This is a genomic window from Pseudomonas baltica, assembly GCF_014235765.1.
In the GTDB taxonomy this organism is placed as follows: Bacteria; Pseudomonadota; Gammaproteobacteria; order Pseudomonadales; family Pseudomonadaceae; genus Aquipseudomonas; species Aquipseudomonas baltica.
Genome location: NZ_JACMYH010000001.1, coordinates 1648887 through 1671432 on the forward strand (window position 1 = coordinate 1648887; position 22546 = coordinate 1671432).

A 22546-nucleotide genomic window follows, 5' to 3' on the forward strand; every position below is an offset into this window, starting at 1 on the left:
CGCAACCCCCGTAGGAGCGGTCATAGGCCGCGAAGGAAGCACCGCGGTATGCCTGAACCACCGCAGCGCCCATTCGCGGCCACGGACCGCTCCTACAATACTCCGCGCAACCCCCGTAGGAGCGGTCATAGGCCGCGAAGAAAGCACCGCGGTACGCCTGAACGACCGGAGCGCCCCTTCGCGGCCACGGACCGCTCCTACAAGACAGACCCATACAAAAATATGCTAGCTACGCATATTGCCATCACCTAAGAATTCATAAAAAGAATAATTAACTTAGAACTAAATGTCATTTCACAGCGCCTCGTTAGAGCTTTAGCTTGAATGCAGACCGACCCCTCGCCTGGTGGAGGTAACTCAATCCCTCTTCAGGAGTCGCTGTCCATGACCCGTTCCCGTGTCCTTTCCCTCGTCCTGGCCGTGGGGCTGCTGGCCACCGGCCCCCTGGCCTGGGCCGACAAGCTCGAACCATTGCGCGTTGCCAATCAGAAATCCACCCTGAAGCTGCTGCTTACCGCGGCCGGTGAACTCAAGAACGTTCCCTACCCCATCGAGTTCTCGGAATTCGCAGCCGCCGCGCCGCTGGGCGAAGCGTTGAACGCCGGCGCGGTGGACGTGGGCTATCTGGGCGATGCGCCTTACGTCTTCGCGCTGGGTTCCGGTGCGCCGCTCAAGGCCGTCAGCATCACCCATTTCGAAGGCCGCTATACCACGTCCATCCTGGTGCCCAAGGACTCGCCCCTGCAATCGGTCGCCGACCTCAAGGGCAAGCGCGTCGTCACCAACCGTGGCTCCATCGGGCACTTCCTTGTGATCAAGGCGCTGCGCGACGCAGGCTTGAAGACCGCCGACATCACCTTCGTCAACCTGCTGCCCAGCGATGCCCAAGGCGCCTTGCAGTCCGGCGACGCCGACGCCTGGTCGACCTGGGACCCCTACACCACCATTGCGCTGAACCAAGGCAACGCCCGCATCCTGCGCAAAGGCACCGACCTGCTGACCAACAACACCTACCTGGTCGCCACCGAGCAAGCCACCAAGACCAAGCGCGCGCAGGTCGAGGACTTCGTCGTGCGCCTGGAGCGTGCCTACCAATGGGCCAACACCCACCACGACGAGTTCGCCGCAGCCCAGGCTCAGGTCACGCGCCTGCCCCTGGCGGTGCACCTGGCCTCGGTCAACGAGACCCGCTACACCCGCGCCGAGATCACCGACGCGGTGATCGCCGACCTGCAGCAAACCGCCGACATCTATCTGGAGGAAGGCGTGCTGGCCCAGCCGGTCAAGGTTGCCCAAGGTTTCGACAAGCATTTCAACGCCTACCGCGCACCCACCCAAACCCCACTGGCCAGCGCGCCATAACAGGAGATTTCCATGAGCACACGACAACTGAAACTGGGCGCCATGATCCACGGTGTGGGGCATGGCTGGGGCGAGTGGCGCCATCCGCAGGCGTTGGCCGACGCCAGCACCAACCTGCGCTACTACCAACAGCAGGCGCGGCTGGCCGAAGCGGCGCGCTTCGACTTCGCCTTCATCGCCGACAGCCTGCACATTCACGAACGCTCGAGCCCGCACTACCTCAATCGCTTCGAACCGCTCACCCTGCTCTCGGCGCTGGCCGCCACTACCGAGCACATCGGCCTGGTGGCTACCATCACGGTCAGCTACACCGAGCCCTACCAGGTGGCGCGGCAATTGGCTTCGCTCGACCACATCAGTGGCGGGCGCGCCGGCTGGAACGTGGTCACCTCCTGGCTGTCCGGCACCGCCGACAACTTCAGCAAGGCCGAGCACCCGCCCCATGCCGTTCGCTACCGCATCGCCCGGGAGCACGTGGATGTGGTCAAGGGGCTGTGGGATTCCTGGGAAGACGACGCCTTTACCCGCAACAAGGCCACCGGCGAGTTTTTCGACCGCAGCAAGCTGCACGCGCTGAACCATCAGGGCGAATTCTTCCAGGTCAAGGGACCGCTGAACATCGCCCGCTCGCGCCAGGGTCAACCGGTGATTTTCCAGGCCGGCGTTTCCGAGGACGGCCGCAACTTCGCCGCGCAGAATGCCGATGCGATCTTCTGCCGGCACGAGTCGTTCACCGAGTCGCACGCCTATTACCAGGACCTCAAGCAACGTGCGGCGAAGGCCGGTCGCAACCCGGACAAACTGTTCATCCTGCCCGGCATCAGCCCGATCGTGGGCCGGGACCGCGACGAGGTCGAGCGCCGCTATCAGGAAGCTGCAGACCTGGTGGGCATCGAAGACGCCATCGTCGCCCTCGGCCGCCCGTTCAATGACTACAACTTCAACGGGCATGACCTGGACGCGGCCTTCCCCGATCTGGGCGATCTGGGCGCCAACAGCCACAAAGGTACGTCCGAGCGTATCAAGCACGTTGCCCGTGAAGAGAACCTGACCTTGCGCCAAGTGGCGCTGCGCTTCGCCAAGCCCGATCGGGACTTCGTCGGCCTGCCCGAAGAAGTCGCCGACGCGGTGCAAGCCTGGTTCGAGGGTCACGCCGCCGATGGCTTCATCATCAACTCGCTGTTGCCCGACGGCCTCGAATACTTCACCCGCTACGTGGTGCCGATCCTTCAGCAACGCGGCCTGTTGCGCACCGAGTACCCCGGCCTGACCCTGCGCGACAGCCTCGGCCTCGAGGTGCCGGCCAATCGCAACGCAACCGCGCGCCGCAACGAAGAAGTGGCCTGAATTCCCTTTCCCCACCCGCCGTGGCCGTGGGCTCCGGCACTCGATTGCAAAGGACATCTGCCATGTTTGCCGAAAAAATACCGCGCCCTGCCACGGCGATCCGCGCCACTGCGCTGGAGCCGACCATCGGCGCGCAGATCGAGGGCGTGGATCTGCGACGCCCACTCGACGCGCACGCCCGTGATGAAATACGTGCCTTGCTGCTCAAGCACAAAGTGTTGTTCTTCCGTGACCAGCACATCGATACCGCCCAGCAATTGGCGTTCGCCCGTCAGTTCGGCGAGCTGTACCAGCATCCGACCACCCAGAAGCAGGACCACGAGCGTCCCAACGCCCACCTGATTCTGGGAAGTGAAGCCCGCGACCGTTACGGCGACGCCCGCAAGGGCCGTTGGCATACCGATACCAGCTGGATGCTCAAACCCACCTTCGGCGCCGTGCTACGCGCGGTCTCGCTGCCCGAAACCGGCGGCGACACGCTCTGGGCCGACACCGGCCTGGTGTACCGCAGCCTGCCGGCGGCCCTGCGCGAGCGCATCGACAATGCCTTCGTCACCCACAACTTCAAACCCGCGCTGGACAAGGTCGGCTACAACTACCCGATCCTCGCGCACCCGCTGGTGCGTACGCATCCGGAGACGGGCGAAGATGCGTTGTTCATCAACTTTTCGATGTCACCGCAAATTCTGGGTCTGTCACTGGAAGAAAGCCGCGAGATCGTCGGCCTGTTGCTCAAGGAAGTGAGCAACCCGGAGTACCAGGTGCGTTTCAAGTGGCAAGCCGGAGATGTAGCGTTCTGGGACAACCGTGGGGCATTGCATTACCCGGTGTACAACTACGGTGATTTCCCGCGGGCAATGGAACGGGTATTGATTGCCGACGACGACATCCCCCATCGGCGCCGGGTTCAGCCTGACAGCCCGCAGTGAACCCTTCGCGGCCGATGACCGCTCCTACGGTCGGCTCGCTACTGCGTAGGAGCGGTCATCGGCCGCGAAAGGCACGCCACGGTGCATGACTCATAAATCACGCACGAACAAAAACGCCGCTCATCTCTGAGCGGCGTTTTCATTGAATTTGGAGCGGGAAACGAGACTCGAACTCGCGACCCCGACCTTGGCAAGGTCGTGCTCTACCAACTGAGCTATTCCCGCAAATGGCGTCCCCTAGGGGACTCGAACCCCTGTTACCGCCGTGAAAGGGCGGTGTCCTAGGCCACTAGACGAAGGGGACACGCTGACCGAAACACATGGTGTGTATTCCGGCGCCCAGACCCAAGTCCGAAGACTGGATGCTGGTTTCACTCAGTGCCGCCCGAAGGCCACACTGCTTAAACTGGAGCGGGAAACGAGACTCGAACTCGCGACCCCGACCTTGGCAAGGTCGTGCTCTACCAACTGAGCTATTCCCGCAATGGCGTCCCCTAGGGGACTCGAACCCCTGTTACCGCCGTGAAAGGGCGGTGTCCTAGGCCACTAGACGAAGGGGACACGCTACAACTTCACTCCCTGCCGCGCTTCGCTGTGTGCTTTACGCTGCAAGTGGCGCGCATTCTATGGATGCTTTCGAGGGTCGTCAACCCCCTGTTATAAATTTATTTAAATCAATGACTTCAACGTGCTTTGCGGGCCAGCCGGGCGTGCTGATGAAGCAGCGAGACACGTGGACATGAATAAGCTTTTGACAGCAGTAATAGCACAAAGCCATAGTTGCGACAGACAGCGCTGGTACCTCTATAAATGCGTTGCAGCGTGTTGTGCTATCGGTGTCGGCAGACCGGCCCTACACTTCAACCTCACTCAACCTCGAGAGCTCCCCGGTGACTCCACTCATGATCACCCTGTTCATCGTAACGGGGATCGCCATCCTTATCGTCATCGGCCTGCTCAACAACATGGTCGAGAGCAACAAGCTGGCCAAGGCGCGCGACAAGCTCGAGCTCACCGACCGCCTGCGCCGCTGCGGCCGCATCGGCGAGACGTTCCCCGGCCAGCTGATGACCCCTGCCCTCAAGCAACTGCTTACCCGGCTGGAGCTGAACATCAGCCAGCGCCTGTTGCTGCTCGACAGGCAGAACGCGCCGCTCAAGACGCGCCTTGAAGAGTTGCACGGTGAGATCGCCAAGGGCGATGACATTGCAATCGGCAATCCGCCCTTCCCGATCCTGACCGAAGACCAGGCCAAGGAAGTACGCTTTCTGCTCGAAGCTTTGCATGCGCAGGTCACGCGTGCCGCTCAGGAGGGCTTTCTCAACCCGGCCGAAACCAAGCACTGGGGCCGCGAGATCCGCAGCATTCTGGTCCTGCTGCACATCGAATTCTTCAACAACCTGGGCCAGCAACTGCTGGGAGAGGGCCAGCCGGGCCGCGCGCGGCTGGCATTCGAGCGGGGCGTGCAATACCTCAAGGGTCAGCCCGACGCTGCGCTCTACCAAGAGCAGCTGGAGTACTTGCAGAAGATGCTCAAGCGCACCAATGCCATGGTGCTCAGCCAGATGGAGCCGACCGGGAACGAAGTCAACGAACTCACCGACGGTTTGAAGGCCGACGAGAAGGAAGACCCGTTCCAGAAGAAGACCAACTACGACTGAACAGGCTGGCGCTTCAGTAGCGGCTGCAGTCGGTCGCTTCGAGGAAGATCGCCGCCAGCTGTTCCAGGCCCTGCTGGTCCGCTTCGCTGAAGCGGGCAGTACGTGGGCTGTCCAGATCCAGTACGCCGATCAGCACGCCGTCCTTGACCAGCGGAATCACCAGTTCGCTGTTCGATGCGCTGTCGCAGGCGATGTGCCCGGGGAACGCATGCACGTCCTCGACCCGCTGGGTCTGCCGGGTCGCCGCAGCGGCCCCGCAGACGCCACGGCCAAACGCAATGCGCACGCAGGCCACCTGCCCCTGGAAGGGCCCCAGTACCAGCTCCTCGTTGCGGTTGAGGTAGAAGCCCGCCCAGTTCAGGTCGTCGACCTGGTTGAACAGAAGCGCCGAGAATTGCGCCGCATTGGCGACGAAATCACGCTCGTCGGCCAACAGCGATTGCAGTTGAGCGCACAGCATGCGGTAGCCTTCCAGCCCCGCGCCTGCGGCGTGCAAATCGATCATGCTTGTTGCTCCAGCAGTTTGAGGCCTACCCAGTAACGGGCGAATTGATAGGCGCAGCGGCCGTTGCGGTTGCCCCGTCCGGTCGCCCAGCGCACGGCAAGGATATCCAGTTGCTCGTCACGCGACCATTGCAGGCCGCTGTCGCGAGCGAGTTCGCCGATCCAGTGCTCCACCACACGCAGGAAGTGCTCCTGGGTGAACGGATAGAACGACAGCCACAGGCCAAACCGGTCGGACAGAGCGATCTTGTCTTCGACCGCTTCGCTGGGGTGCAACTCACCGTCGACCCGGGACCAGTTCTCGTTGTCGCTCTGATGCTCGGGGACCAGATGGCGACGGTTGGAGGTTGCATACAGCAGCACATTGTCAGGTGCCTGCTCGAGGGAGCCGTCGAGCACGCTCTTGAGCACCCGGTAGTCGCCCTCGCCCGCTTCGAACGAAAGGTCGTCGCAAAACAGCACGAAACGCTGCGGCAGTTTCTGCAACTGCTCGACCACCCGCGGCAGGTCGGCCAGATGGTCGCGCTCGATTTCGATCAGGCGCAGCCCTGCGCCCGCATGTTCGGCAAGCAGCGCTCGCACCAGCGATGACTTGCCGGTGCCGCGCGATCCCCACAGCAACGCATGGTTGGCTGGGTGGCCATCGAGAAACTGCTGGGTGTTGCGCGCCAGCTGCTGGCGCTGCTGGTCGACACCGATGAGGTCGCTCAGACGCATGTCCAGGCTGACCTCCAGCGGCAACAGGTAGCCGCTGCGGCCTTCACGCTGCCAGCGCGCGGCCAGGCACTGATTCCAGTCGATTTCGCTGCGAAGCGCGGGCAGCAACGGCTCGAGCCGCGCCAGCACGGATTCGGCGCGCTCAAGAAAGGCATTCAAACGAGAGTCCACGACTTTTCCTCAAGGCAAGTTGCGTGTAAAAGGTTCGGCAAGGCGGACATGCCGTCGCACGCTGCGGCGCACACACATGGTCCATGCTTTGGCCCTGCGCACGGAATGGAAATTGGCCCAGTACCCATGGATATAAAATTCACCCAGCGGCTGTCCTATAAACAAGCACGCCTGACGGTACTGGTCGGCTTCATTCTGGGGGCTTTGCTCAGTGTTATCCAGATCGGCATCGATTATTCCAATGTCAACGAAGCCATCGATCGGCAGATGCGCTCGCTGCTCGAAATCAGTCACAACCCGGCCTCGCGCATCGCCTACAACATCGATGCCGAACTCGCCAAGGAACTCACCCTGGGCCTGCTGCAGTCGGAGTCGATCACCGGCGCGCGGCTGACGGACAACAACGGCAACGTGCTCGCCAGCGTGCAGCGACCGCGCCTGGAAAGTAGCTACCGCTTCCTCAGCGACATACTCTTCGACGCCCAGCGCCAGTACGAAGACCCCCTGTTTCTGTCGCACATGCCCAACGACCGCCTGGGCACCCTGCAACTGAGCGTCGACACCTTCGCCATCGGCAACCGTTTCCTGCGCCGCGCCGAAATCACCCTGGCCAGCGGCTTCCTGCGCACGGCGCTGCTCACCGGCATGCTGCTGGGGTTTTTCTACCTGATGCTGACCAAGCCCCTCAACCGGGTCATCCGCGCCTTGAGCAGCAGCGATCCGCACCAGCCCAAGCCCGCGCGCCTGGACTACCCGCCGGGCCACGAGCACGACGAGATCGGCGTGCTGGTGAAGGTCGCCAACCAGCAGTTCATCAGCATGGCCACGGAGATCCAGCAGCGGCGCAGTGCCGAGAATCGCTTGACCGAGTACCTGGGTGAGCTGGAAAACATCGTGTCGGCGCGCACCACCGAGCTCAAGGCCAGCAATACGCGCCTGAGCATGTCCAACGAAGAATTGGAAAAGGCCCGCCGCACTGCCCTGGACATGGCCCAGGCGCGCGCCTCCTTCCTGGCCAACATGAGTCATGAGATTCGTACCCCGCTCAACGGCCTGCTGGGCATGATTGCCCTGTCGCTGGACAGCCCACTCAACGCCGAGCAGCGTCAGCAACTGTCCATCGCGCACGACTCGGGCAAGGTGCTGGTCGAGTTGCTCAACGATATCCTCGACCTGTCCAAGTTCGACGCTGGCCAGCTGGAGCTGGAGCGCATCCCCTTCGACCTCGGCGCCCTGATCGAAGACACCGCCAACCTGTTGTCGCAGAACGCGGCGCCCAGCGTCGAGCTGACCTGCCTGATCGATCCGCACTTTCCCGCGCTGGTCCTGGGCGACCCTACCCGGGTGCGGCAGATCGTCAGCAACCTGTTGTCCAACGCATTGAAATTCACCCGCTTCGGCCGCGTCGACGTGCGCCTCTATACCCGTCCGGGTGGCGTGCGCATCGAAGTCAGTGACACCGGAATCGGGATCGCCCAGGAAGCGCAGGTCAAGATCTTCCAGCCCTTCACCCAGGCCGGTGCCGGCATCACCCGGCAGTTCGGCGGCACCGGCCTGGGCCTGGCGCTGACCAACAACCTTTGCGAGGCCATGCAGGGCCGCTTGAGCATCAGCTCGGAAGCCGGCTTCGGTAGCCAGTTCTACGCCGACCTGCCGCTCATGGCGCACAGTCCGGCCTACGTTCCGCCGTTGCTGCGTGGCCAGGTGTTGCTGGTCGGGCACGCCGGCAGCGGCCTGGCAGAACTGTTGCACGATCTGCTGCCGCTATGGGGCATTGATTACCAGCGCTACGACCTGGGCGCGGACCTTACCGGTATCACTCCAGACCTGGTCGTCACCGACAGCCTGGACTGCCTGTTCGGCCTGCGTCCCGGTATCCAGGCGCCGATTCTGCTGGTGACCGCCTACGGCAACTTCCTGCCCACCGAGCAGGCCAACGCGCTGATGCCGTTGCAGCAACAAGCCCGGCCGCTGGCACGCAATGCGCTGTATCAAGCGTTGCGGCGCAGCCTGGTGGGTGACGAACCCACCGCGCTCGACCACCTGGCCAACCGACGCAGCGCGCAACGGCGTGCACGCATCCTGCTGGTGGAGGACAACCCGGTGAATCAGCTGGTGGCCAAAGGCATGCTGAGCAAGCTGGGGTGCGAGGTCACCGTGGCCGCGCACGGCGGCGAGGCACTCGGCGAGCTGGAAAAGCACGAGTTCGACCTGGTGCTGATGGACTGCAACATGCCGGTCATGGATGGCTACGAAGCCAGTCGGCAGATTCGTCGAAGCGGGCGCTGGCCGCAGCTGCCGATCGTGGCGCTGACAGCCAATGCCATGCCCGAAGAACGCGAGCGCTGCCGCGCGGCGGGCATGAGCGACTATCTGGCCAAGCCGTTCCGCCGAGAAGAACTGGTCATGCTGATCGACCAGTGGGTACCTGAATAGCAGCCAGGTTCAGCGCAGCGCCATTTCGATCTCGTGAGCCAGCGCAGCGGGTTTGGTCAACGGCGCGAAGCGCTTGACGCTGCCGTCGGCCGCCACCAGGAATTTGGTGAAGTTCCACTTCACCTTCTCCGACCCGAACAGCCCCGGTGCGCGCTTCTTCAGCTGCACGAACAGCGGATGGGTCAGGTCACCGTTAACATCGATCTTGCGAAACATCGGGAAGCTCACGCCGAAGTTCTTTTCACAGAACTGCACGATGTCCAGGGTATCGCCGGGCTCCTGATTGCCGAACTGGTTGCAGGGAAACCCCAGCACCACCAGGCCCTGCTTGCGATACGTCTGCCACAGCTCCTCCAACCCCTTGTACTGTGGCGTAAAGCCACACTGGCTGGCCGTATTGACCACCAGCAGGACCTTGCCGGCGAAATCGCCGATGGTCTTGTGCTGGCCGTCCAGGGTGATGCACGGGATGGAAAGAAGATCTTTGCTCATGGTCGCTTTCTTGTCAGAGGTCATGCCGGCTGGTCGGCCCGCGGCTGGAAGTCCAGGCACACCGAGTTGATGCAGTAGCGCAGGCCGGTCGGGGCCGGGCCATCGGGAAACACGTGACCCAAATGTGAGTCGCACGTGGCGCACTTGACCTCGGTACGAACCATGCCGTGGGTGGTATCGCGGATCTCGACCATCGCCTGCTCGCCGATCGGTGCGGAGAAACTCGGCCAGCCGCAGCCGGAATCGAATTTGCTGCGCGAGTCGAACAACGGCTCTTCGCAGCCGACGCAGGTGAAGATGCCGTCACCCTTGAAGTCGTTGTACTTGCCCGTGAAAGGCCGCTCGGTCGCGCTCAGGCGACACACATTGTACTGCTCGGGATCGAGCATTTTCTTCCATTCTTCTTCGCTTCGCGTGAGCTTGCCCATCGGTACACCTCGGCAGTTCAAAAAGCCCGATCTGTGTCTTTTGCAACGATCAGGCGGCACGTATGATTGCGCCTTTGGACAGCAATCTGTCACCCGCGTTGCAGCGAATCGTTTTTTTCATCATCAGGGCCGGCGCGGGCCTTGCCATCTTTCGGGACCTCACCATGCAGTTCAGCAAATCGAACAAGCTCGCCAACGTCTGCTATGACATCCGCGGGCCGGTGCTCAAGCACGCCAAGCGCCTGGAAGAGGAAGGCCACCGCATCCTCAAGCTGAACATCGGCAACCCGGCGCCGTTCGGTTTCGAGGCACCCGTGGAAATTCTTCAGGATGTCATCCGCAACCTGCCCACCGCCCAGGGCTACAGCGACTCCAAGGGCCTGTTCAGTGCGCGCAAGGCGGTCATGCAGTACTACCAGCAGAAGCAGGTGGAAGGGGTCGGCATCGAGGACATCTACCTGGGCAACGGCGTCTCCGAGCTGATCGTCATGTCGCTGCAGGCCCTGCTCAACAATGGCGACGAAGTGCTGATCCCGGCGCCCGACTACCCGCTGTGGACAGCCTCGGTCAGCCTGGCCGGTGGCCATGCCGTGCACTACCTCTGCGACGAGCAGGCCAACTGGTGGCCAGACCTGGCCGATATCAAGGCCAAGATCACCCCCAACACCAAGGCCATGGTGATCATCAATCCGAACAACCCCACCGGCGCCGTGTATTCCAGGGAAGTGCTGCTGGGCATGCTGGAAATCGCTCGCCAGCACAATCTGGTGGTGTTCTCCGATGAGATCTACGACAAGATCCTCTACGACGATGCCGTACACATCTGTACGGCATCGCTGGCCCCGGACCTGTTGTGCCTGACCTTCAACGGCCTGTCCAAATCCTACCGCGTGGCCGGTTTCCGCTCCGGCTGGATCGCCATTTCAGGGCCCAAGCACAACGCCCAGAGCTACATCGAGGGCATCGACATCCTCGCCAACATGCGCCTGTGCGCCAACGTACCCAGCCAGCACGCGATCCAGACCGCACTGGGCGGCTACCAGAGCATCAACGACCTGGTCCTGCCTAACGGTCGCCTGCTGGAGCAGCGCAACCGCACCTGGGAGCTGCTCAACGACATTCCCGGCGTCAGTTGCGTCAAGCCCATGGGCGCGCTTTACGCCTTCCCGCGCATCGATCCCAAGGTCTGCCCGATCCTCAACGACGAGAAGTTCGTGCTCGACCTGCTGTTGTCGGAAAAGCTGCTGGTGGTCCAGGGCACTGCGTTCAACTGGCCCAACCCGGACCATTTCCGGGTAGTGACGCTGCCGCGGGTCGACGACCTCGAGCAGGCCATCGGTCGCATCGGCCGCTTCCTGAAGAATTATCGCCAGTAAAAACCGAACGTATTCAAGTGTCCGTGCGCATATACACAGTTTGAAATAGTCCCCCGGTTGAATCGACCGGGCTCGGGCCTTATATAGCGCATACGCAACACTTCTATCCGTCAGGAGAACGTTACAACCATGATGCGCATCTTGCTGTTTCTGGCCACTAACCTTGCGGTTGTGCTGATTGCCAGCATTACCCTGAGCCTGTTTGGCTTCAATGGGTTCATGGCGGCCAACGGGGTGGATCTGAACCTCAATCAGCTGCTGATCTTCTGCGCCGTGTTCGGCTTCGCCGGTTCGCTGTTCTCGCTGTTCATCTCCAAGTGGATGGCGAAGATGAGCACTGGCACGCAGATCATCACCCAACCGCGCACCCGTCACGAACAATGGCTGCTGCAGACCGTCGAGGAGCTGTCGCGCGAGGCAGGCATCAAGATGCCCGAAGTCGGCATCTTCCCGGCCTACGAGGCCAACGCCTTCGCCACCGGCTGGAACAAGAACGACGCCCTGGTGGCCGTCAGCCAGGGCCTGCTCGAGCGTTTCTCGCCCGACGAAGTCAAGGCGGTGCTGGCCCACGAGATCGGCCACGTGGCCAACGGCGACATGGTCACCCTGGCGCTGGTGCAGGGCGTGGTGAACACCTTCGTGATGTTCTTCGCACGAATCATCGGCAATTTCGTCGACAAGGTGATCTTCAAGAACGAGCAAGGCCAGGGCATCGCCTACTACATCGCGACCATCGTCGCCGAACTGGTACTGGGTATCCTGGCCAGCGTCATCGTCATGTGGTTCTCGCGCCGCCGTGAGTTCCGCGCCGACGAAGCCGGTGCCCGGCTGGCCGGCACCAACGCGATGATCGGTGCGCTGCAGCGCCTGCGCTCCGAGCAGGGCGTTCCCGTGCAGATGCCAGACTCGCTGAACGCCTTCGGCATCAACGGTGGCCTCAAGCATGGCCTGGCCGGCCTGCTCATGACCCACCCGCCACTGGAAGACCGTATCGAAGCGCTGCGCCGTCGCGGTTGAATGCAACGGGCTTGATCGAGGGCGACGCGAGTCGCCCTTTTTTGTGGGTTGCGGCAATGCACCTCGGCCCCATGCCGGTTGCAACTTCGCTGCGCGTTCCCCATCAATAGATCATGAACCTACCTGCACAGCACGATTCGGCACTGGCCAACTTCCATCCAGCAGTAAGCGCCTGGTTCCGCCGGCAATTTGCTGCCGTCACTCCCGCCCAGGCCCAGGCCTGGCCGTTGATCCAGCAGGGCCACTCGACCCTGATCGCCGCACCCACCGGCTCGGGCAAGACCCTGACGGCCTTCCTGGCCGTTCTCGACGAGCTGGTGCAGCTGGGCCTCGCGCAAGGAGGCGAGCTGCCGCGACGCACCCTGGTGCTTTACGTCTCACCGCTCAAGGCCTTGTCCAACGACATCCAGCTGAACCTGCGACGTCCACTGCAGGGTATTGCCGCGCAATTGGCCGGCATGGACCTGCCTGCGCTGACCCTCATCGCCGGGGTACGTACCGGCGATACGCCGCAGAAAGAGCGGGCCGCCATGCGCCGGCACCCTCCGCACATCCTGGTTACCACGCCCGAATCGCTCTATGTGCTGCTCGGATCCGACTCCGGCCGCCGCATGCTCGCGGATGTCGGCACGGTGATCGTCGATGAGATCCATGCAGTGGCCGGCAGCAAGCGTGGCAGCCATCTGGCCTTGAGCCTGGAGCGTCTGCAGGCACTGTGCAGCAAGCCGCTGCGACGTATCGGCCTGTCCGCCACGCAAAAGCCGATCGCTCAGGTGGCGCAGTTCCTGGTCGGTGCGCAGCGGATGTGTTCGATCGTCGACATCGGTCACGCCCGGCCCCGCGACCTGGCCATCGAAGTGCCCGCGGTGCCGCTGGCGGCGGTCATGCCCAATGACGTCTGGGAGTTGGTCTACAACCGCCTGGCCGAGCTTGCCCAGGCGCACCGGACCACCCTGGTGTTCGTCAATACCCGGCGTCTGGCCGAGCGTCTGGCGCGCCATCTGAGCGAGCGGCTCGGGCGCGAGCAGGTGGCGGCGCACCATGGCAGCCTGGCGAAGGAGCAGCGTCTGGATGCCGAACAACGGCTCAAGCGTGGCGACCTGCAGGTGCTGGTCGCCACGGCCTCGCTGGAGCTGGGCATCGACATCGGTGACGTGGACCTGGTCTGCCAGATCGGCTCGCCCGGCTCCATTTCAGCGTTTCTACAACGGGTGGGCCGTTCCGGCCACCACGTCGGCGGTATTCCCAAGGGCCGCCTGTTTGCAATTTCTCGGGATGACCTGATCGAATGCGTAGCGTTGCTGGACTGCGTGCGGCGCGGCGAACTGGATATCCTGCGCATTCCCCAGGCGCCGCTGGACGTACTGGCCCAGCAGATCATCGCCGAGGTCAGCTGCCAGGAATGGCCGGAGCAGGCGTTGCTGCAGATGTTCCGTCAGGCAACGCCCTATGCGGCCTTGGACGATACGCGCTATGAAGCGTTGCTGCGGATGTTGGCCGAAGGTTACAGCGGGCGTCAGGGCGTGCGCGCCGCCTATCTGCACCGTGATGCAGTCACCCAGAGCCTGCGCGGCCGGCGCGGCAGCAAGTTGACTGCGGTCACCAGCGGAGGCGCCATAGCCGACAACGCCGACTATGCGGTGCTGCTGGAGCCGCAGGCGTTGAGCATCGGCAGCGTCAACGAGGATTTTGCCGTGGAAAGCCTCGCTGGCGACATCTTCCAGCTGGGCAATCGCTCCTACCGCATCCTGCGCATCGAAGGCGGCAAGGTACGGGTCGAAGATGCCCACGGTCAGGCGCCGAACATCCCCTTCTGGCTCGGCGAAATACCCGGACGCAGCGCCGAGCTGTCGGCGGGCGTGGCGCGCCTGCAGGCCTCGATAGACCAACGCCTGGCGCTCAGTGACGGGCTACTCGAGCCCGTACTGCCGTGGCTGCAGGACGCGCTCGACCTGGCGCACGACAGCGCTGGGCAATTGCTCGATTATCTCTCCCGTACGCGCGAAGCGCTTGGCGCGCTGCCGTCCCAGGACACGCTGATCATGGAGCGTTTCTTCGATGCCTCGGGTGCCACGCAGCTGGTCATCCACACGCCATTCGGCAGCCGCATCAACCGGGCCTGGGGCCTGGCCCTGCGCAAGCGGTTCTGTCGCACGTTCAATTTCGAGCTGCAAGCGGCAGCCAGCGAAGATGCCATCGTGCTATCCCTGTCAACCAGCCACAGCTTCGCCTTGGAGGACGTCTGGCACTACCTGCACAGCAACAGTGCCGAGTCGATATTGACCCAGGCGCTGCTCGACGCTCCGCTGTTCGGCGTGCGTTGGCGCTGGAACGCCGCAACGGCCCTGGCCCTGCCCCGTTACAGTGGCGGACGCAAGGTGGCCCCGCAGCTGCAGCGAATGAAAAGCGAGGACCTGATCGCCACGGTATTCCCCGACCAGATCGCCTGCCTGGAGAACATCGTCGGCGAACGGGAGATTCCCGACCACCCGCTGGTCGCGCAAACCCTCGACGACTGCCTGCACGACGCCATGGACAGCGAGGGCTGGCTGGCCCTGCTGCGGCGCATCGAAACCGGTCGGATCAGCCTCATCCAGCGTGATCTGCCCCGCCCTTCGCCACTGGCGGCAGCGATCCTCAATGCCAGGCCGTATGCGTTTCTCGACGACGCTCCGCTGGAAGAGCGACGTACCCAGGCGGTGCTCAACCGGCGCTGGGACGAACCGCGCACAGCGGACGACATGGGCGAACTGGACAAGGATGCCATCGCGGCAGTGGCCGCCGAAGCATGGCCCTCCCCTGTCAGCAATGACGAGATGCACGAGGCGTTGATGAGCCTGGGCGCATTGGCCGAACGCGAGATTGGGGCCAGCGAGCTACCGCTGTTGAAGGCCCTGGCCGGTACAGGTCGCGCGGCACGCCTGACCCTGGGCGACGGCAGCCACCTGTGGCTGGCCCTGGAACGGGTAGCCTGCCTGCAGGCCATCTATGGGGGTATCGAGCTGTCGCCAGCATTGCGGATGCCCGTGCACTTGGCGCAGACGTGGACGAAGCAGGAAGCGACACTGGAACTGATCCGCGCCCGCTTGAGCGGGTTCGGCCCGCAGCGGCTGGGTGAAATCGCCGCCCCGCTGAACCTGCATCCCGCGCTCGTCGAACAAGCCCTGCTGGTGTTGGAAAACCAGGGCTACGTCATGCGTGGCCGGTTTATCGCACACATCGAGGAAACCCAGTGGTGCGAACGGCACCTGCTGGCGCGCATCCACCGCTACACGGTGAAGCGTCTGCGCCGCGAGATCGAACCGGTCAGCCTGCAAGTGTTCATGCGCTTCCTCCTCGACTGGCAGTGCCTCGCGCCCGGTACGCGCCTGCAAGGCGAAGCGGCAATGAGCCGCTTGCTCGACCAGCTCGAAGGCTACAGCGCGCCGGCCAGCGCCTGGGAGAACGACCTGCTGCCGGCTCGACTGCGCGGATACGATCCGTCGTGGCTGGACCGCGCCAGCCGCAGCGGCAAAACGGTCTGGGCGCGGCTGGCCAGCAGTGGCAAGGGTGCGACCCTGCGCAACACGCCGATCGTGCTGCTGCCGCGCGCGCGCCTGCCTTTGTGGCGCAGCCTGGCTGCGGCAGTCCAGCCGCAGGAACTGTCCATGCGTGCGCAGAAGCTCGAGCAGACCCTGGCCGCGCAAGGCGCCATGTTTTTCGACGACTTGGTCCACCAGACACGCCTGCTGCGCACCGAAGCCGAGAACGCCTTGCAGGAGCTGGTCGCTGCAGGTCGCGTGAACGCCGACAGCTTCGCCGGCCTGCGCGCACTGATCACCCCGGCTGGCAAGCGCCAGGCCCGCAGCAGTCGCCGGGGTCGCGGTGCGTTCATCGGCGGCATGGACGATGCCGGACGCTGGGCCCTGCTGCAGGCGCCCGATCGCGCGCCCGATGAAGCCGTGGAACAGGTCGCACTGGTGCTGCTGCGCCGCTACGGCGTGGTGTTCTGGCGCCTGCTGCAACGCGAAGCGGACTGGCTGCCCAGCTGGCGCGACCTGTTGCGCGCGCTGCAGCGCCTGGAGGCACGTGGGCAGATCCGCGGGGGGCGTTTCATCGATGGTTTGTCCGGTGAGCAGTTCGCACTGCCCGAGGCTATCCCAGCCCTGCGCGAGGTGCGCAAGCGACCGGTCGATGGCACCCTGGTGTCGATCACGGCCAGCGACCCGTTGAACCTGGTCGGTACCCTGCTGCCACTGCCCGGAGCCGACCCCCTGCAGATCCAGAAAAGTGTGCCGGCGCTGCCGGGCAACCGCGTGCTGTACCGCGACGGGCTGCCCGTGGCGGCGTTGATTGCAGGCAAACCGGTGTACTGGAGCGAAGAGACCACGGAAGTGCGCCGACAACTGATCCACCCATCCCTGTAGCAGCGGCGCAAGCCGCGTCATGGGTGCGCACGGTGAGCCTGAAAGCGGTGAGGCCGGACACAGCTTGCGCCGCGACCACAAGGGCTGCGTCAACTCAGCCTTGTGACATTCCGTAATAGCCAAACTTTTGCAATTCGTTGCGAAACCGGCCAACCTCCGCGCCGCTGATCGATAATGGCCGCCGATACGGAACCGTAATGCCCGGTGCCCAATCCCTACTACATCCTTCCTATTCGCAAGAGCCTGTCGCCATGACTAACGATCGAGACCATCGGATCGATTTCTATCGAGGTTTGGCGTTGATCTTCATCTTCTGGGATCACATACCGCAAAACCCACTGGCCAGCTTCACGCTGCGCAACTTCGGCTTCAGCGATGCGGCGGAGGTGTTCGTGTTTCTCGCCGGCTACGCAGCCGTGCTGGCCTACGGCAAGATCGCCCTGCGCGACGGCTACCTGGTCGCCACGGTGCGCATACTGCGCCGCGCCTGGGTGTTGTACGTGGTGCACATCTTCCTCCTGGCGGTGCTGATGGGCATCATTTTCGTTGCCAACAATCACGTCGAAACGCGCGACATGATCCAGGAAATGAACCTCACCTATTTCGTCTCCAACCCGCAACAGGCCATGGTCGACGAACTGCTGCTGCGCTTCAAACCCAACCTGATGGACCCTTTGCCGCTGTACATCGTGTTGCTGCTCGGCCTGCCGATCGTCCTGCCACTGCTGATCAAGCGGCCAGCGCAGGCCATCGGCTTGTCGCTGGTGTTGTACCTGGCAGTGCAATGGCTGGGCTGGAACATCCCGGCGCACGACAACGGCCTGTGGTATTTCAACCCCTTGGCCTGGCAAGTGCTGTTCGTACTGGGTGGCGCCACGGCGCTGCATGCGGCACGCGCGCCAGTCGCGGTGGCACGCCCGTTGGGCCGCCAGCCGCTGTTTCTCGCGTGCGCCACACTGGTGACATTCAGCGCGCTGGTCGCCCTGGGCTGGCGCTGGCCGGTGCTGCACGAGGCGCTGGTGCCTGGCTGGTTTGGCGAACTGCTCTATCCCATCGACAAGACCAACCTCTCGCCGTCACGCCTTTTGCACTTCGTGGCCCTGGCCTACTGCGTGGCCAAGCTGATACCCCAGGGCGAGTGGGTGAATCATCTGCTGGCACGCAAGGTTGCGCTGATGGGACGTTATTCGCTCGAGGTCTTCTGCCTCAGCGTGGTGCTGGCACCGTTGGCCGACATGGCCAATGCCCTGGCCGACGACCAGCTAACGATGCAGATCGCAAGTGCGCTGGTGGGCGCGGGCCTGATGCTGGCCCTGGCCGAATGGCTGGAACTGAACAAACGACTGGGCCGTCCGCGGCCAGAGTTGCCGAAGCTTGAGCTGGCGAAGTCCGAACGGCCTGTGGTCGCGCTGGGCAAAAGCCTCTGATCAGGCGTTACCGGCCAGCTTCAGGCGCGCGGCCTGGGTAAAGTCCAGCATGCGCTTGAGCGGCCGAATGGCCTGGGGAATCAGCGCCGCGTCCACGGTGATTTCGTTGCTGCCCGCGCGCAGGCATTCCAGCATGCGCTGCAGGGTGTTCATGGCCATCCACGGGCAATGCGCACAACTGCGACAGGCGGCACCGTTGCCGGCCGTAGGGGCCTCGATCAAGGTCTTGCCGGGAACTGCCTGCTGCATCTTGTAGAAGATACCGCGGTCGGTGGCCACGATCAGGGTCTGCTGCGGCAGTGTGCGGGCCGCGGCAATCAATTGGCTGGTCGAACCCACGGCGTCCGCCAGAGCGATCACTTCGGCCGGCGACTCGGGATGCACCAGAATCGCGGCGTCGGGGTACAACGCCCGCATGTCGGCCAACTGCCGCGCCTTGAACTCCTCGTGAACGATGCAGGCACCGTCCCACATCAACATGTCCGCGCCGGTGTGGGTCTGGATATAGTTACCCAAGTGCTTGTCGGGCGCCCAGATGATCTTCTCGCCGTTGTCCATCAGGCTTTCGACGATCTCCAGCGCGCAACTCGACGTCACGACCCAATCGGCACGGGCTTTCACCGCAGCCGAAGTATTGGCGTAAACCACCACGGTGCGTTCGGGATGCTGGTCGCAGAAGGCCGAGAACGCGTCCACCGGGCAACCCAGGTCCAGCGAACAGGTTGCCTCCAGGGTGGGCATCAGCACACGCTTTTCCGGATTGAGAATCTTCGCCGTTTCGCCCATGAACCTGACACCTGCCACCAGCACCGTTCGGGCCGGATGCTGATTGCCAAAGCGCGCCATCTCCAGCGAGTCGGAGACGCAGCCACCGGTTTCCTCGGCCAATGCCTGGATCACGGGATCGCAGTAGTAGTGGGCAACCAGAACCGCATCCTGAGCCTTGAGCTCGGCGGCGATGGCAGCACGATAGTCGGCTTCCTGTTCCGGTGTCAGAGGCCGGGGCTGCTTGGCATCCAGGTGAGCCTGGACCAGAAGGCGTTCGGATATCTGCGTCATGGGGCAAGACCTGCGGGCGCTGATGCGCGAGAGTCGAGTATAGGCCGGGCCGACAAGGCCTGGGAGTATATGCCCTGGCTTTCGTGAGGCTTTTGAGGGCTGGCGCAGGCTACAGAGAAACCAGCCGTTAGCAAAGCCTTATAGACGTGGCAGGCACCAGCGCCGAATCACGGGCATAAAAAAACCCGCAGCCTTTGCAAGCTGCGGGTTTCGAAATGGTGGGTCGTGTGGGATTCGAACCTACGACCAATTGGTTAAAAGCCAACTGCTCTACCAACTGAGCTAACGACCCGTTTCGTGGGGCGTATAATACCGAATTCTTTCGGTAATTCAACACCCTACGGAAAATAAATCAAAAATAGCGTGTCGGATCGCTCACACCTGCCGCAGCGAAGCCCTCGGCACGCAGGCGGCAGCTGTCGCACTTGCCACAGGCCTGGCCCTGATCATCGGCCTGGTAGCACGACACTGTCAGGCCATAGTCCACACCCAGCGCCACGCCTGCCTTGACGATGTCAGCCTTGCTCATGTTCTGCAGCGGTGCCTGTATGGTGAAGCCATTGCCTTCCACTCCCGCCTTGGTGGCCAGGTTGGCCAGACGCTCGAAAGCCTCGATGAACTCAGGCCGACAATCCGGATAGCCCGAATAGTCCACCGCATTGACGCCAATGAAGATGTCGCGCGCTTCGAGCACCTCGGCCCAACCCAGGGCCAGAGAGAGAAACACCGTGTTGCGGGCCGGAACGTAGGTGACCGGGATGCCCTCACCCAAGGTCTCCGGCACATCGATCGAGGTGTCGGTCAGTGCCGAGCCGCCCATGCCATCCAGGTCGAGCCCGATGACCTTGTGCTGTATCACGCCCAGGTCCCGCGCCACACGTGCCGCGGCATCGAGTTCGGCCCGATGGCGCTGGCCATAGTCGAAGCTCATGGTATAGCAGGCGTAGCCCTGGGCTTTGGCCATCGCCACGACAGTGGCGGAATCCAGGCCGCCGGAAAGCAGAATGACTGCCTTTTTCTCGTGTTGGGTATGGTTCATCTCAGCGCCCCGGCTCGTCGTTCCAAAGAAGTTTGTGCAGCTGCATCTGCAGGCGCACCGGCAGGTTGTCGGCCACGATCCAGTCGGCCAGATCGGTAGCGCGCAGTTGATCCTTGCTCGGCGAGAACAGCACTTCGCCGGCACGACCGTCCAGCCCGTACTGAATCAGCTTGGACACGGCCCAGTCATAGTCCTCGCGCGAGCACAGGACGAACTTGACCTGGTCGTTGCGGGTCAGCAGCTCGATGTTCTCGTAACGGTTGCGATGGACTTCGAGAGAACCCGGCGTCTTCAAGTCGAGCACGCGACTGACGCGGGTGTCGACCGCGCTGATATCGAGTGCGCCGCTGGTTTCCACGGAAACTTCATAGCCGGCATCGCAGAGCCGCTGCATCAACGGGATGGCATTGGGCTGAGCCAATGGCTCGCCTCCGGTAACGCATACATAGCGAGGCTTGTAGCTGGCCACCTGTTCCATGAGCGAATCGAGCGTGCGCTGGGTTCCCCCGCTGAACGCATACGCGCTGTCGCAATATTGGCAGCGCAAGGGGCAACCGGTCAGGCGTACGAAAACCGTGGGCAAGCCGGCGGTCCGCGTCTCACCCTGCAACGAGTAGAAGACTTCGGTAATACGTAGTGTGTCTTGCATAGGGTCCACGGGCGTGACAGCGAAACAGGCTGACCGCCTCCGTTGGGCACTTCAGGCGGCCCGCGATCGCGCGGCCTCAGGAAGCGTGTTCATAAAATGGCGGCAAATTCTAACGAAAAAACCCGCGACAGGCGCGGGTTTCTTCGAATCACATGGCAGGCTTCACAATCTTTGCAGGTCTTTCTGCGCCAACTGCGCAGCGGACGTGCCCGGATATTGGGTCACAACCTGCTGCAGAATGCCTTTGACTCGGTCGGTATGGCCCAAGCGGCGCTCGACGTCGGCCAGCTTGTAGAGCGAATCCGGCACCTTGTTGTGCTTGGGATAGAGCTGGCTGACCTTGGCGAAAGCCTGGCCTGCGCCCTGCAGGTCACCCTTGGCAAGGTTGACCTCGCCCAGCCAGTATTGGGCATTGCCCGCATACTGGCTGTTCGGGTATTTGCGCAGGAACGCGGCGAAGGCCTGGCTGGCCTTGTCGAAATCCTTGGCCTTGATCAGGTCGAAGGCTGCATCGTAATACAGCTTCTCCTTGGCCGGATCGCCAGGCTCTGCGCCTGCGGACGACTGGCCGGCAGCCGATGAAGCACCAGCGCCGCTAGACGCGCCGCTGGCTGAAGAATTATCCGGTTGGGCACTGGGTGCAGGTGCAACCCCCGAGCCAATCCGACGATCGAGTTCCTGATACCGCTCGAGCCCTTCCTGTTTCAGGCGCTGGATATCGTTCTGCTGGACTTCGACCTGACCTCGCAGACGTGCGATGTCTTCCTGCATTTGCTGCAGTTGCATGAACAGCTCGCCCTGAGCCGAGACAGGCGCTTGCGCGACTGTCCCGGCCGAGGCGCCGTTCGTACCGTAACCTGAGGGCGGATAGCTGCCACCAACGGCGCCACTGTTACCGTAGCCTCCATTGTTGTTGCTATCGACCACAGGCACCGCGCCCCAAGCCATCACAGGCAGGGCGAAAGCCAGAACAGTTACAGCACGACGGCACGTTCGCATGACGAATTACTTACGCAGTTCGACGCGACGGTTCTGAGCCCACGACTGCTCGTCGTTGCCAGTAGCCACTGGACGCTCTTCACCGTAGGAAACCAGTTCCAGCTGGGCTGGCGAAACGCCTTGCAGTACCAGGTAACGCTGAACGGCCTTGGCACGACGCTCGCCCAGTGCCAGGTTGTACTCGCGAGTACCGCGCTCGTCGGTGTTACCTTCCAGGACGACGCGAGCGCCGTTGGCTTTCAGGTCCTTGGCGTGAACGTCCAGAGCGCGCATGGCTTCTGGCTTCAGGTCCGAGCTGTCGTATTCGAAGTAGAACGTGGTGATAGCGCGCAGAGCAGCTTCTTCGCTCAGGGAACCGTCAACGGCACCGGTGTTTGCGCCGTAACCAGCGTTAGGGTCGACAGCAGCGCCGCCTTGACCAGCATCTTCGCCGCCTTTGGACGAGCAACCTACAGCTACGGACAAGGCCAGGGCCAGCGCAGCGAACTTACCAAACTTCAGCATTTCCATCGTGAAACTCCTAATGA

At 62.9% G+C, this 22546-nt stretch carries 18 protein-coding genes and 5 tRNA genes; 9 read left to right on the forward strand and 14 right to left on the reverse strand.

Translation table 11 applies throughout. The features are described from left to right. Positions 1-384: 384 nt before the first annotated feature. The 3 genes from H7993_RS07340 to H7993_RS07350 all read left to right on the forward strand — a co-directional run bounded on the left by H7993_RS07340 (position 385) and on the right by H7993_RS07350 (position 3638). Positions 385-1362 carry an ABC transporter substrate-binding protein gene (locus H7993_RS07340; RefSeq protein WP_185793934.1) on the forward strand — a complete coding sequence of 326 codons (978 nt, stop codon included), beginning with the start codon at positions 385-387 and terminating at the stop codon, positions 1360-1362. Positions 1363-1374: 12 nt separating this feature from the next. Next, the gene (locus tag H7993_RS07345) at positions 1375-2709 is read left to right on the forward strand and encodes an LLM class flavin-dependent oxidoreductase (RefSeq protein WP_185793935.1); all 1335 of its coding nucleotides are present in this window, start codon (positions 1375-1377) and stop codon (positions 2707-2709) included. Positions 2710-2771: 62 nt separating this feature from the next. Then, positions 2772-3638 carry a TauD/TfdA dioxygenase family protein gene (locus tag H7993_RS07350; protein ID WP_185793936.1) on the forward strand — a complete coding sequence of 289 codons (867 nt, stop codon included), beginning with the start codon at positions 2772-2774 and terminating at the stop codon, positions 3636-3638. A 149-nt stretch (positions 3639-3787) separates the two neighbouring features. Here the strand turns inward: H7993_RS07350 and H7993_RS07355 are convergent. The 4 genes from H7993_RS07355 to H7993_RS07370 form a co-directional block, all read right to left on the reverse strand. Then, positions 3788-3863 (reverse strand) — tRNA-Gly (locus tag H7993_RS07355). 3 nt (positions 3864-3866) lie between these two features. Then, positions 3867-3942: transfer RNA gene (locus H7993_RS07360), tRNA-Glu, on the reverse strand. Positions 3943-4045: 103 nt separating this feature from the next. Further along, positions 4046-4121, reverse strand: a tRNA-Gly gene (locus tag H7993_RS07365). Positions 4122-4123: 2 nt separating this feature from the next. Further along, positions 4124-4199 (reverse strand) — tRNA-Glu (locus H7993_RS07370). 329 nt (positions 4200-4528) lie between these two features. Here H7993_RS07370 and H7993_RS07375 point away from each other — a divergent pair. Beyond that, positions 4529-5299 carry a hypothetical protein gene (locus tag H7993_RS07375; protein ID WP_122479296.1) on the forward strand — a complete coding sequence of 257 codons (771 nt, stop codon included), beginning with the start codon at positions 4529-4531 and terminating at the stop codon, positions 5297-5299. Positions 5300-5312: 13 nt separating this feature from the next. Here the strand turns inward: H7993_RS07375 and H7993_RS07380 are convergent, their stop codons facing one another. Both H7993_RS07380 and H7993_RS07385 read right to left on the reverse strand, forming a co-directional pair. Then, positions 5313-5804 carry a GAF domain-containing protein gene (locus H7993_RS07380; RefSeq protein WP_185793937.1) on the reverse strand — a complete coding sequence of 164 codons (492 nt, stop codon included), beginning with the start codon at positions 5802-5804 and terminating at the stop codon, positions 5313-5315. After that, a complete protein-coding gene (locus tag H7993_RS07385; protein ID WP_185793938.1) occupies positions 5801-6691 on the reverse strand; it encodes a DUF815 domain-containing protein in 891 nt (296 codons plus the stop codon). The genes H7993_RS07380 and H7993_RS07385 overlap by 4 nt, the downstream gene beginning before the upstream one ends. 126 nt (positions 6692-6817) lie before the next feature. On the opposite strand from H7993_RS07385, the gene H7993_RS07390 reads away from it, so the two are divergent. Beyond that, entirely contained in the window at positions 6818-9127 is a 2310-nt protein-coding gene (locus tag H7993_RS07390; RefSeq protein WP_122713284.1) for a response regulator, read from the forward strand. A gap of 9 nt (positions 9128-9136) precedes the next feature. Here the strand turns inward: H7993_RS07390 and H7993_RS07395 are convergent, their stop codons facing one another. Together H7993_RS07395 and msrB are read right to left on the reverse strand one after the other, a co-directional pair. Then, complete coding sequence (locus tag H7993_RS07395; RefSeq protein ID WP_122713285.1) at positions 9137-9619, reverse strand: glutathione peroxidase; 483 nt, start codon at positions 9617-9619, stop codon at positions 9137-9139. Between the two features lie 20 nt (positions 9620-9639). Continuing rightward, positions 9640-10047 carry a peptide-methionine (R)-S-oxide reductase MsrB gene (msrB, locus tag H7993_RS07400; protein ID WP_122479301.1) on the reverse strand — a complete coding sequence of 136 codons (408 nt, stop codon included), beginning with the start codon at positions 10045-10047 and terminating at the stop codon, positions 9640-9642. Positions 10048-10211: 164 nt separating this feature from the next. Between msrB and H7993_RS07405 the strand changes: the two genes are divergently transcribed. The 4 genes from H7993_RS07405 (at position 10212) to H7993_RS07420 (ending at position 18273) form a co-directional block, all read left to right on the forward strand. After that, on the forward strand, positions 10212-11423 hold the full coding sequence (locus H7993_RS07405) for a pyridoxal phosphate-dependent aminotransferase (protein WP_185793939.1): 1212 nt from the start codon (positions 10212-10214) through the stop codon (positions 11421-11423). Between the two features lie 129 nt (positions 11424-11552). Further along, the gene (gene htpX / locus H7993_RS07410) at positions 11553-12440 is read left to right on the forward strand and encodes a protease HtpX (RefSeq protein ID WP_043187206.1); all 888 of its coding nucleotides are present in this window, start codon (positions 11553-11555) and stop codon (positions 12438-12440) included. 113 nt (positions 12441-12553) lie between these two features. Then, positions 12554-16846 (forward strand): DEAD/DEAH box helicase, encoded by a 4293-nt coding sequence (locus H7993_RS07415; RefSeq protein ID WP_185793940.1) that lies wholly within the window; start codon positions 12554-12556, stop codon positions 16844-16846. Between the two features lie 251 nt (positions 16847-17097). Beyond that, positions 17098-18273 carry an OpgC family protein gene (locus H7993_RS07420; protein WP_185793941.1) on the forward strand — a complete coding sequence of 392 codons (1176 nt, stop codon included), beginning with the start codon at positions 17098-17100 and terminating at the stop codon, positions 18271-18273. On the opposite strand, the gene nadA is transcribed toward H7993_RS07420, so the two are convergent. The 6 genes from nadA to pal all read right to left on the reverse strand — a co-directional run bounded on the left by nadA (position 18274) and on the right by pal (position 22529). Continuing rightward, positions 18274-19332 (reverse strand): quinolinate synthase NadA, encoded by a 1059-nt coding sequence (gene nadA, locus H7993_RS07425; protein WP_122479304.1) that lies wholly within the window; start codon positions 19330-19332, stop codon positions 18274-18276. Positions 19333-19548: 216 nt separating this feature from the next. After that, positions 19549-19624: transfer RNA gene (locus tag H7993_RS07430), tRNA-Lys, on the reverse strand. A gap of 60 nt (positions 19625-19684) precedes the next feature. Then, positions 19685-20371, reverse strand: a complete 687-nt coding sequence (gene queC, locus H7993_RS07435; RefSeq protein WP_185793942.1) for a 7-cyano-7-deazaguanine synthase QueC — start codon at positions 20369-20371, stop codon at positions 19685-19687. A gap of 1 nt (position 20372) precedes the next feature. Then, positions 20373-21020 carry a 7-carboxy-7-deazaguanine synthase QueE gene (queE, locus tag H7993_RS07440; RefSeq protein ID WP_122479306.1) on the reverse strand — a complete coding sequence of 216 codons (648 nt, stop codon included), beginning with the start codon at positions 21018-21020 and terminating at the stop codon, positions 20373-20375. Positions 21021-21182: 162 nt separating this feature from the next. Then, a complete protein-coding gene (gene ybgF, locus H7993_RS07445) occupies positions 21183-22019 on the reverse strand; it encodes a tol-pal system protein YbgF (RefSeq protein WP_185793943.1) in 837 nt (278 codons plus the stop codon). 6 nt (positions 22020-22025) lie between these two features. Next, the gene (pal, locus tag H7993_RS07450) at positions 22026-22529 is read right to left on the reverse strand and encodes a peptidoglycan-associated lipoprotein Pal (protein ID WP_043187198.1); all 504 of its coding nucleotides are present in this window, start codon (positions 22527-22529) and stop codon (positions 22026-22028) included. Positions 22530-22546: the final 17 nt, after the last annotated feature.

What these genes read in the sequence shown, in the direction of transcription:
- H7993_RS07340 (WP_185793934.1), top strand. Translation starts at nt 385, where the DNA reads ATGACCCGTTCCCGTGTCCTTTCCCTCGTCCTGGCCGTGGGGCTGCTG.
- H7993_RS07345 (WP_185793935.1), top strand. Translation starts at nt 1,375, where the DNA reads ATGAGCACACGACAACTGAAACTGGGCGCCATGATCCACGGTGTGGGG.
- H7993_RS07350 (WP_185793936.1), top strand. Translation starts at nt 2,772, where the DNA reads ATGTTTGCCGAAAAAATACCGCGCCCTGCCACGGCGATCCGCGCCACT.
- H7993_RS07380 (WP_185793937.1), bottom strand. Translation starts at nt 5,804, where the DNA reads ATGATCGATTTGCACGCCGCAGGCGCGGGGCTGGAAGGCTACCGCATG.
- H7993_RS07390 (WP_122713284.1), top strand. Translation starts at nt 6,818, where the DNA reads ATGGATATAAAATTCACCCAGCGGCTGTCCTATAAACAAGCACGCCTG.
- H7993_RS07395 (WP_122713285.1), bottom strand. Translation starts at nt 9,619, where the DNA reads ATGAGCAAAGATCTTCTTTCCATCCCGTGCATCACCCTGGACGGCCAG.
- msrB (WP_122479301.1), bottom strand. Translation starts at nt 10,047, where the DNA reads ATGGGCAAGCTCACGCGAAGCGAAGAAGAATGGAAGAAAATGCTCGAT.
- H7993_RS07405 (WP_185793939.1), top strand. Translation starts at nt 10,212, where the DNA reads ATGCAGTTCAGCAAATCGAACAAGCTCGCCAACGTCTGCTATGACATC.
- htpX (WP_043187206.1), top strand. Translation starts at nt 11,553, where the DNA reads ATGATGCGCATCTTGCTGTTTCTGGCCACTAACCTTGCGGTTGTGCTG.
- H7993_RS07415 (WP_185793940.1), top strand. Translation starts at nt 12,554, where the DNA reads ATGAACCTACCTGCACAGCACGATTCGGCACTGGCCAACTTCCATCCA.
- H7993_RS07420 (WP_185793941.1), top strand. Translation starts at nt 17,098, where the DNA reads ATGACTAACGATCGAGACCATCGGATCGATTTCTATCGAGGTTTGGCG.
- nadA (WP_122479304.1), bottom strand. Translation starts at nt 19,332, where the DNA reads ATGACGCAGATATCCGAACGCCTTCTGGTCCAGGCTCACCTGGATGCC.
- queC (WP_185793942.1), bottom strand. Translation starts at nt 20,371, where the DNA reads ATGAACCATACCCAACACGAGAAAAAGGCAGTCATTCTGCTTTCCGGC.
- queE (WP_122479306.1), bottom strand. Translation starts at nt 21,020, where the DNA reads ATGCAAGACACACTACGTATTACCGAAGTCTTCTACTCGTTGCAGGGT.
- ybgF (WP_185793943.1), bottom strand. Translation starts at nt 22,019, where the DNA reads ATGCGAACGTGCCGTCGTGCTGTAACTGTTCTGGCTTTCGCCCTGCCT.
- pal (WP_043187198.1), bottom strand. Translation starts at nt 22,529, where the DNA reads ATGGAAATGCTGAAGTTTGGTAAGTTCGCTGCGCTGGCCCTGGCCTTG.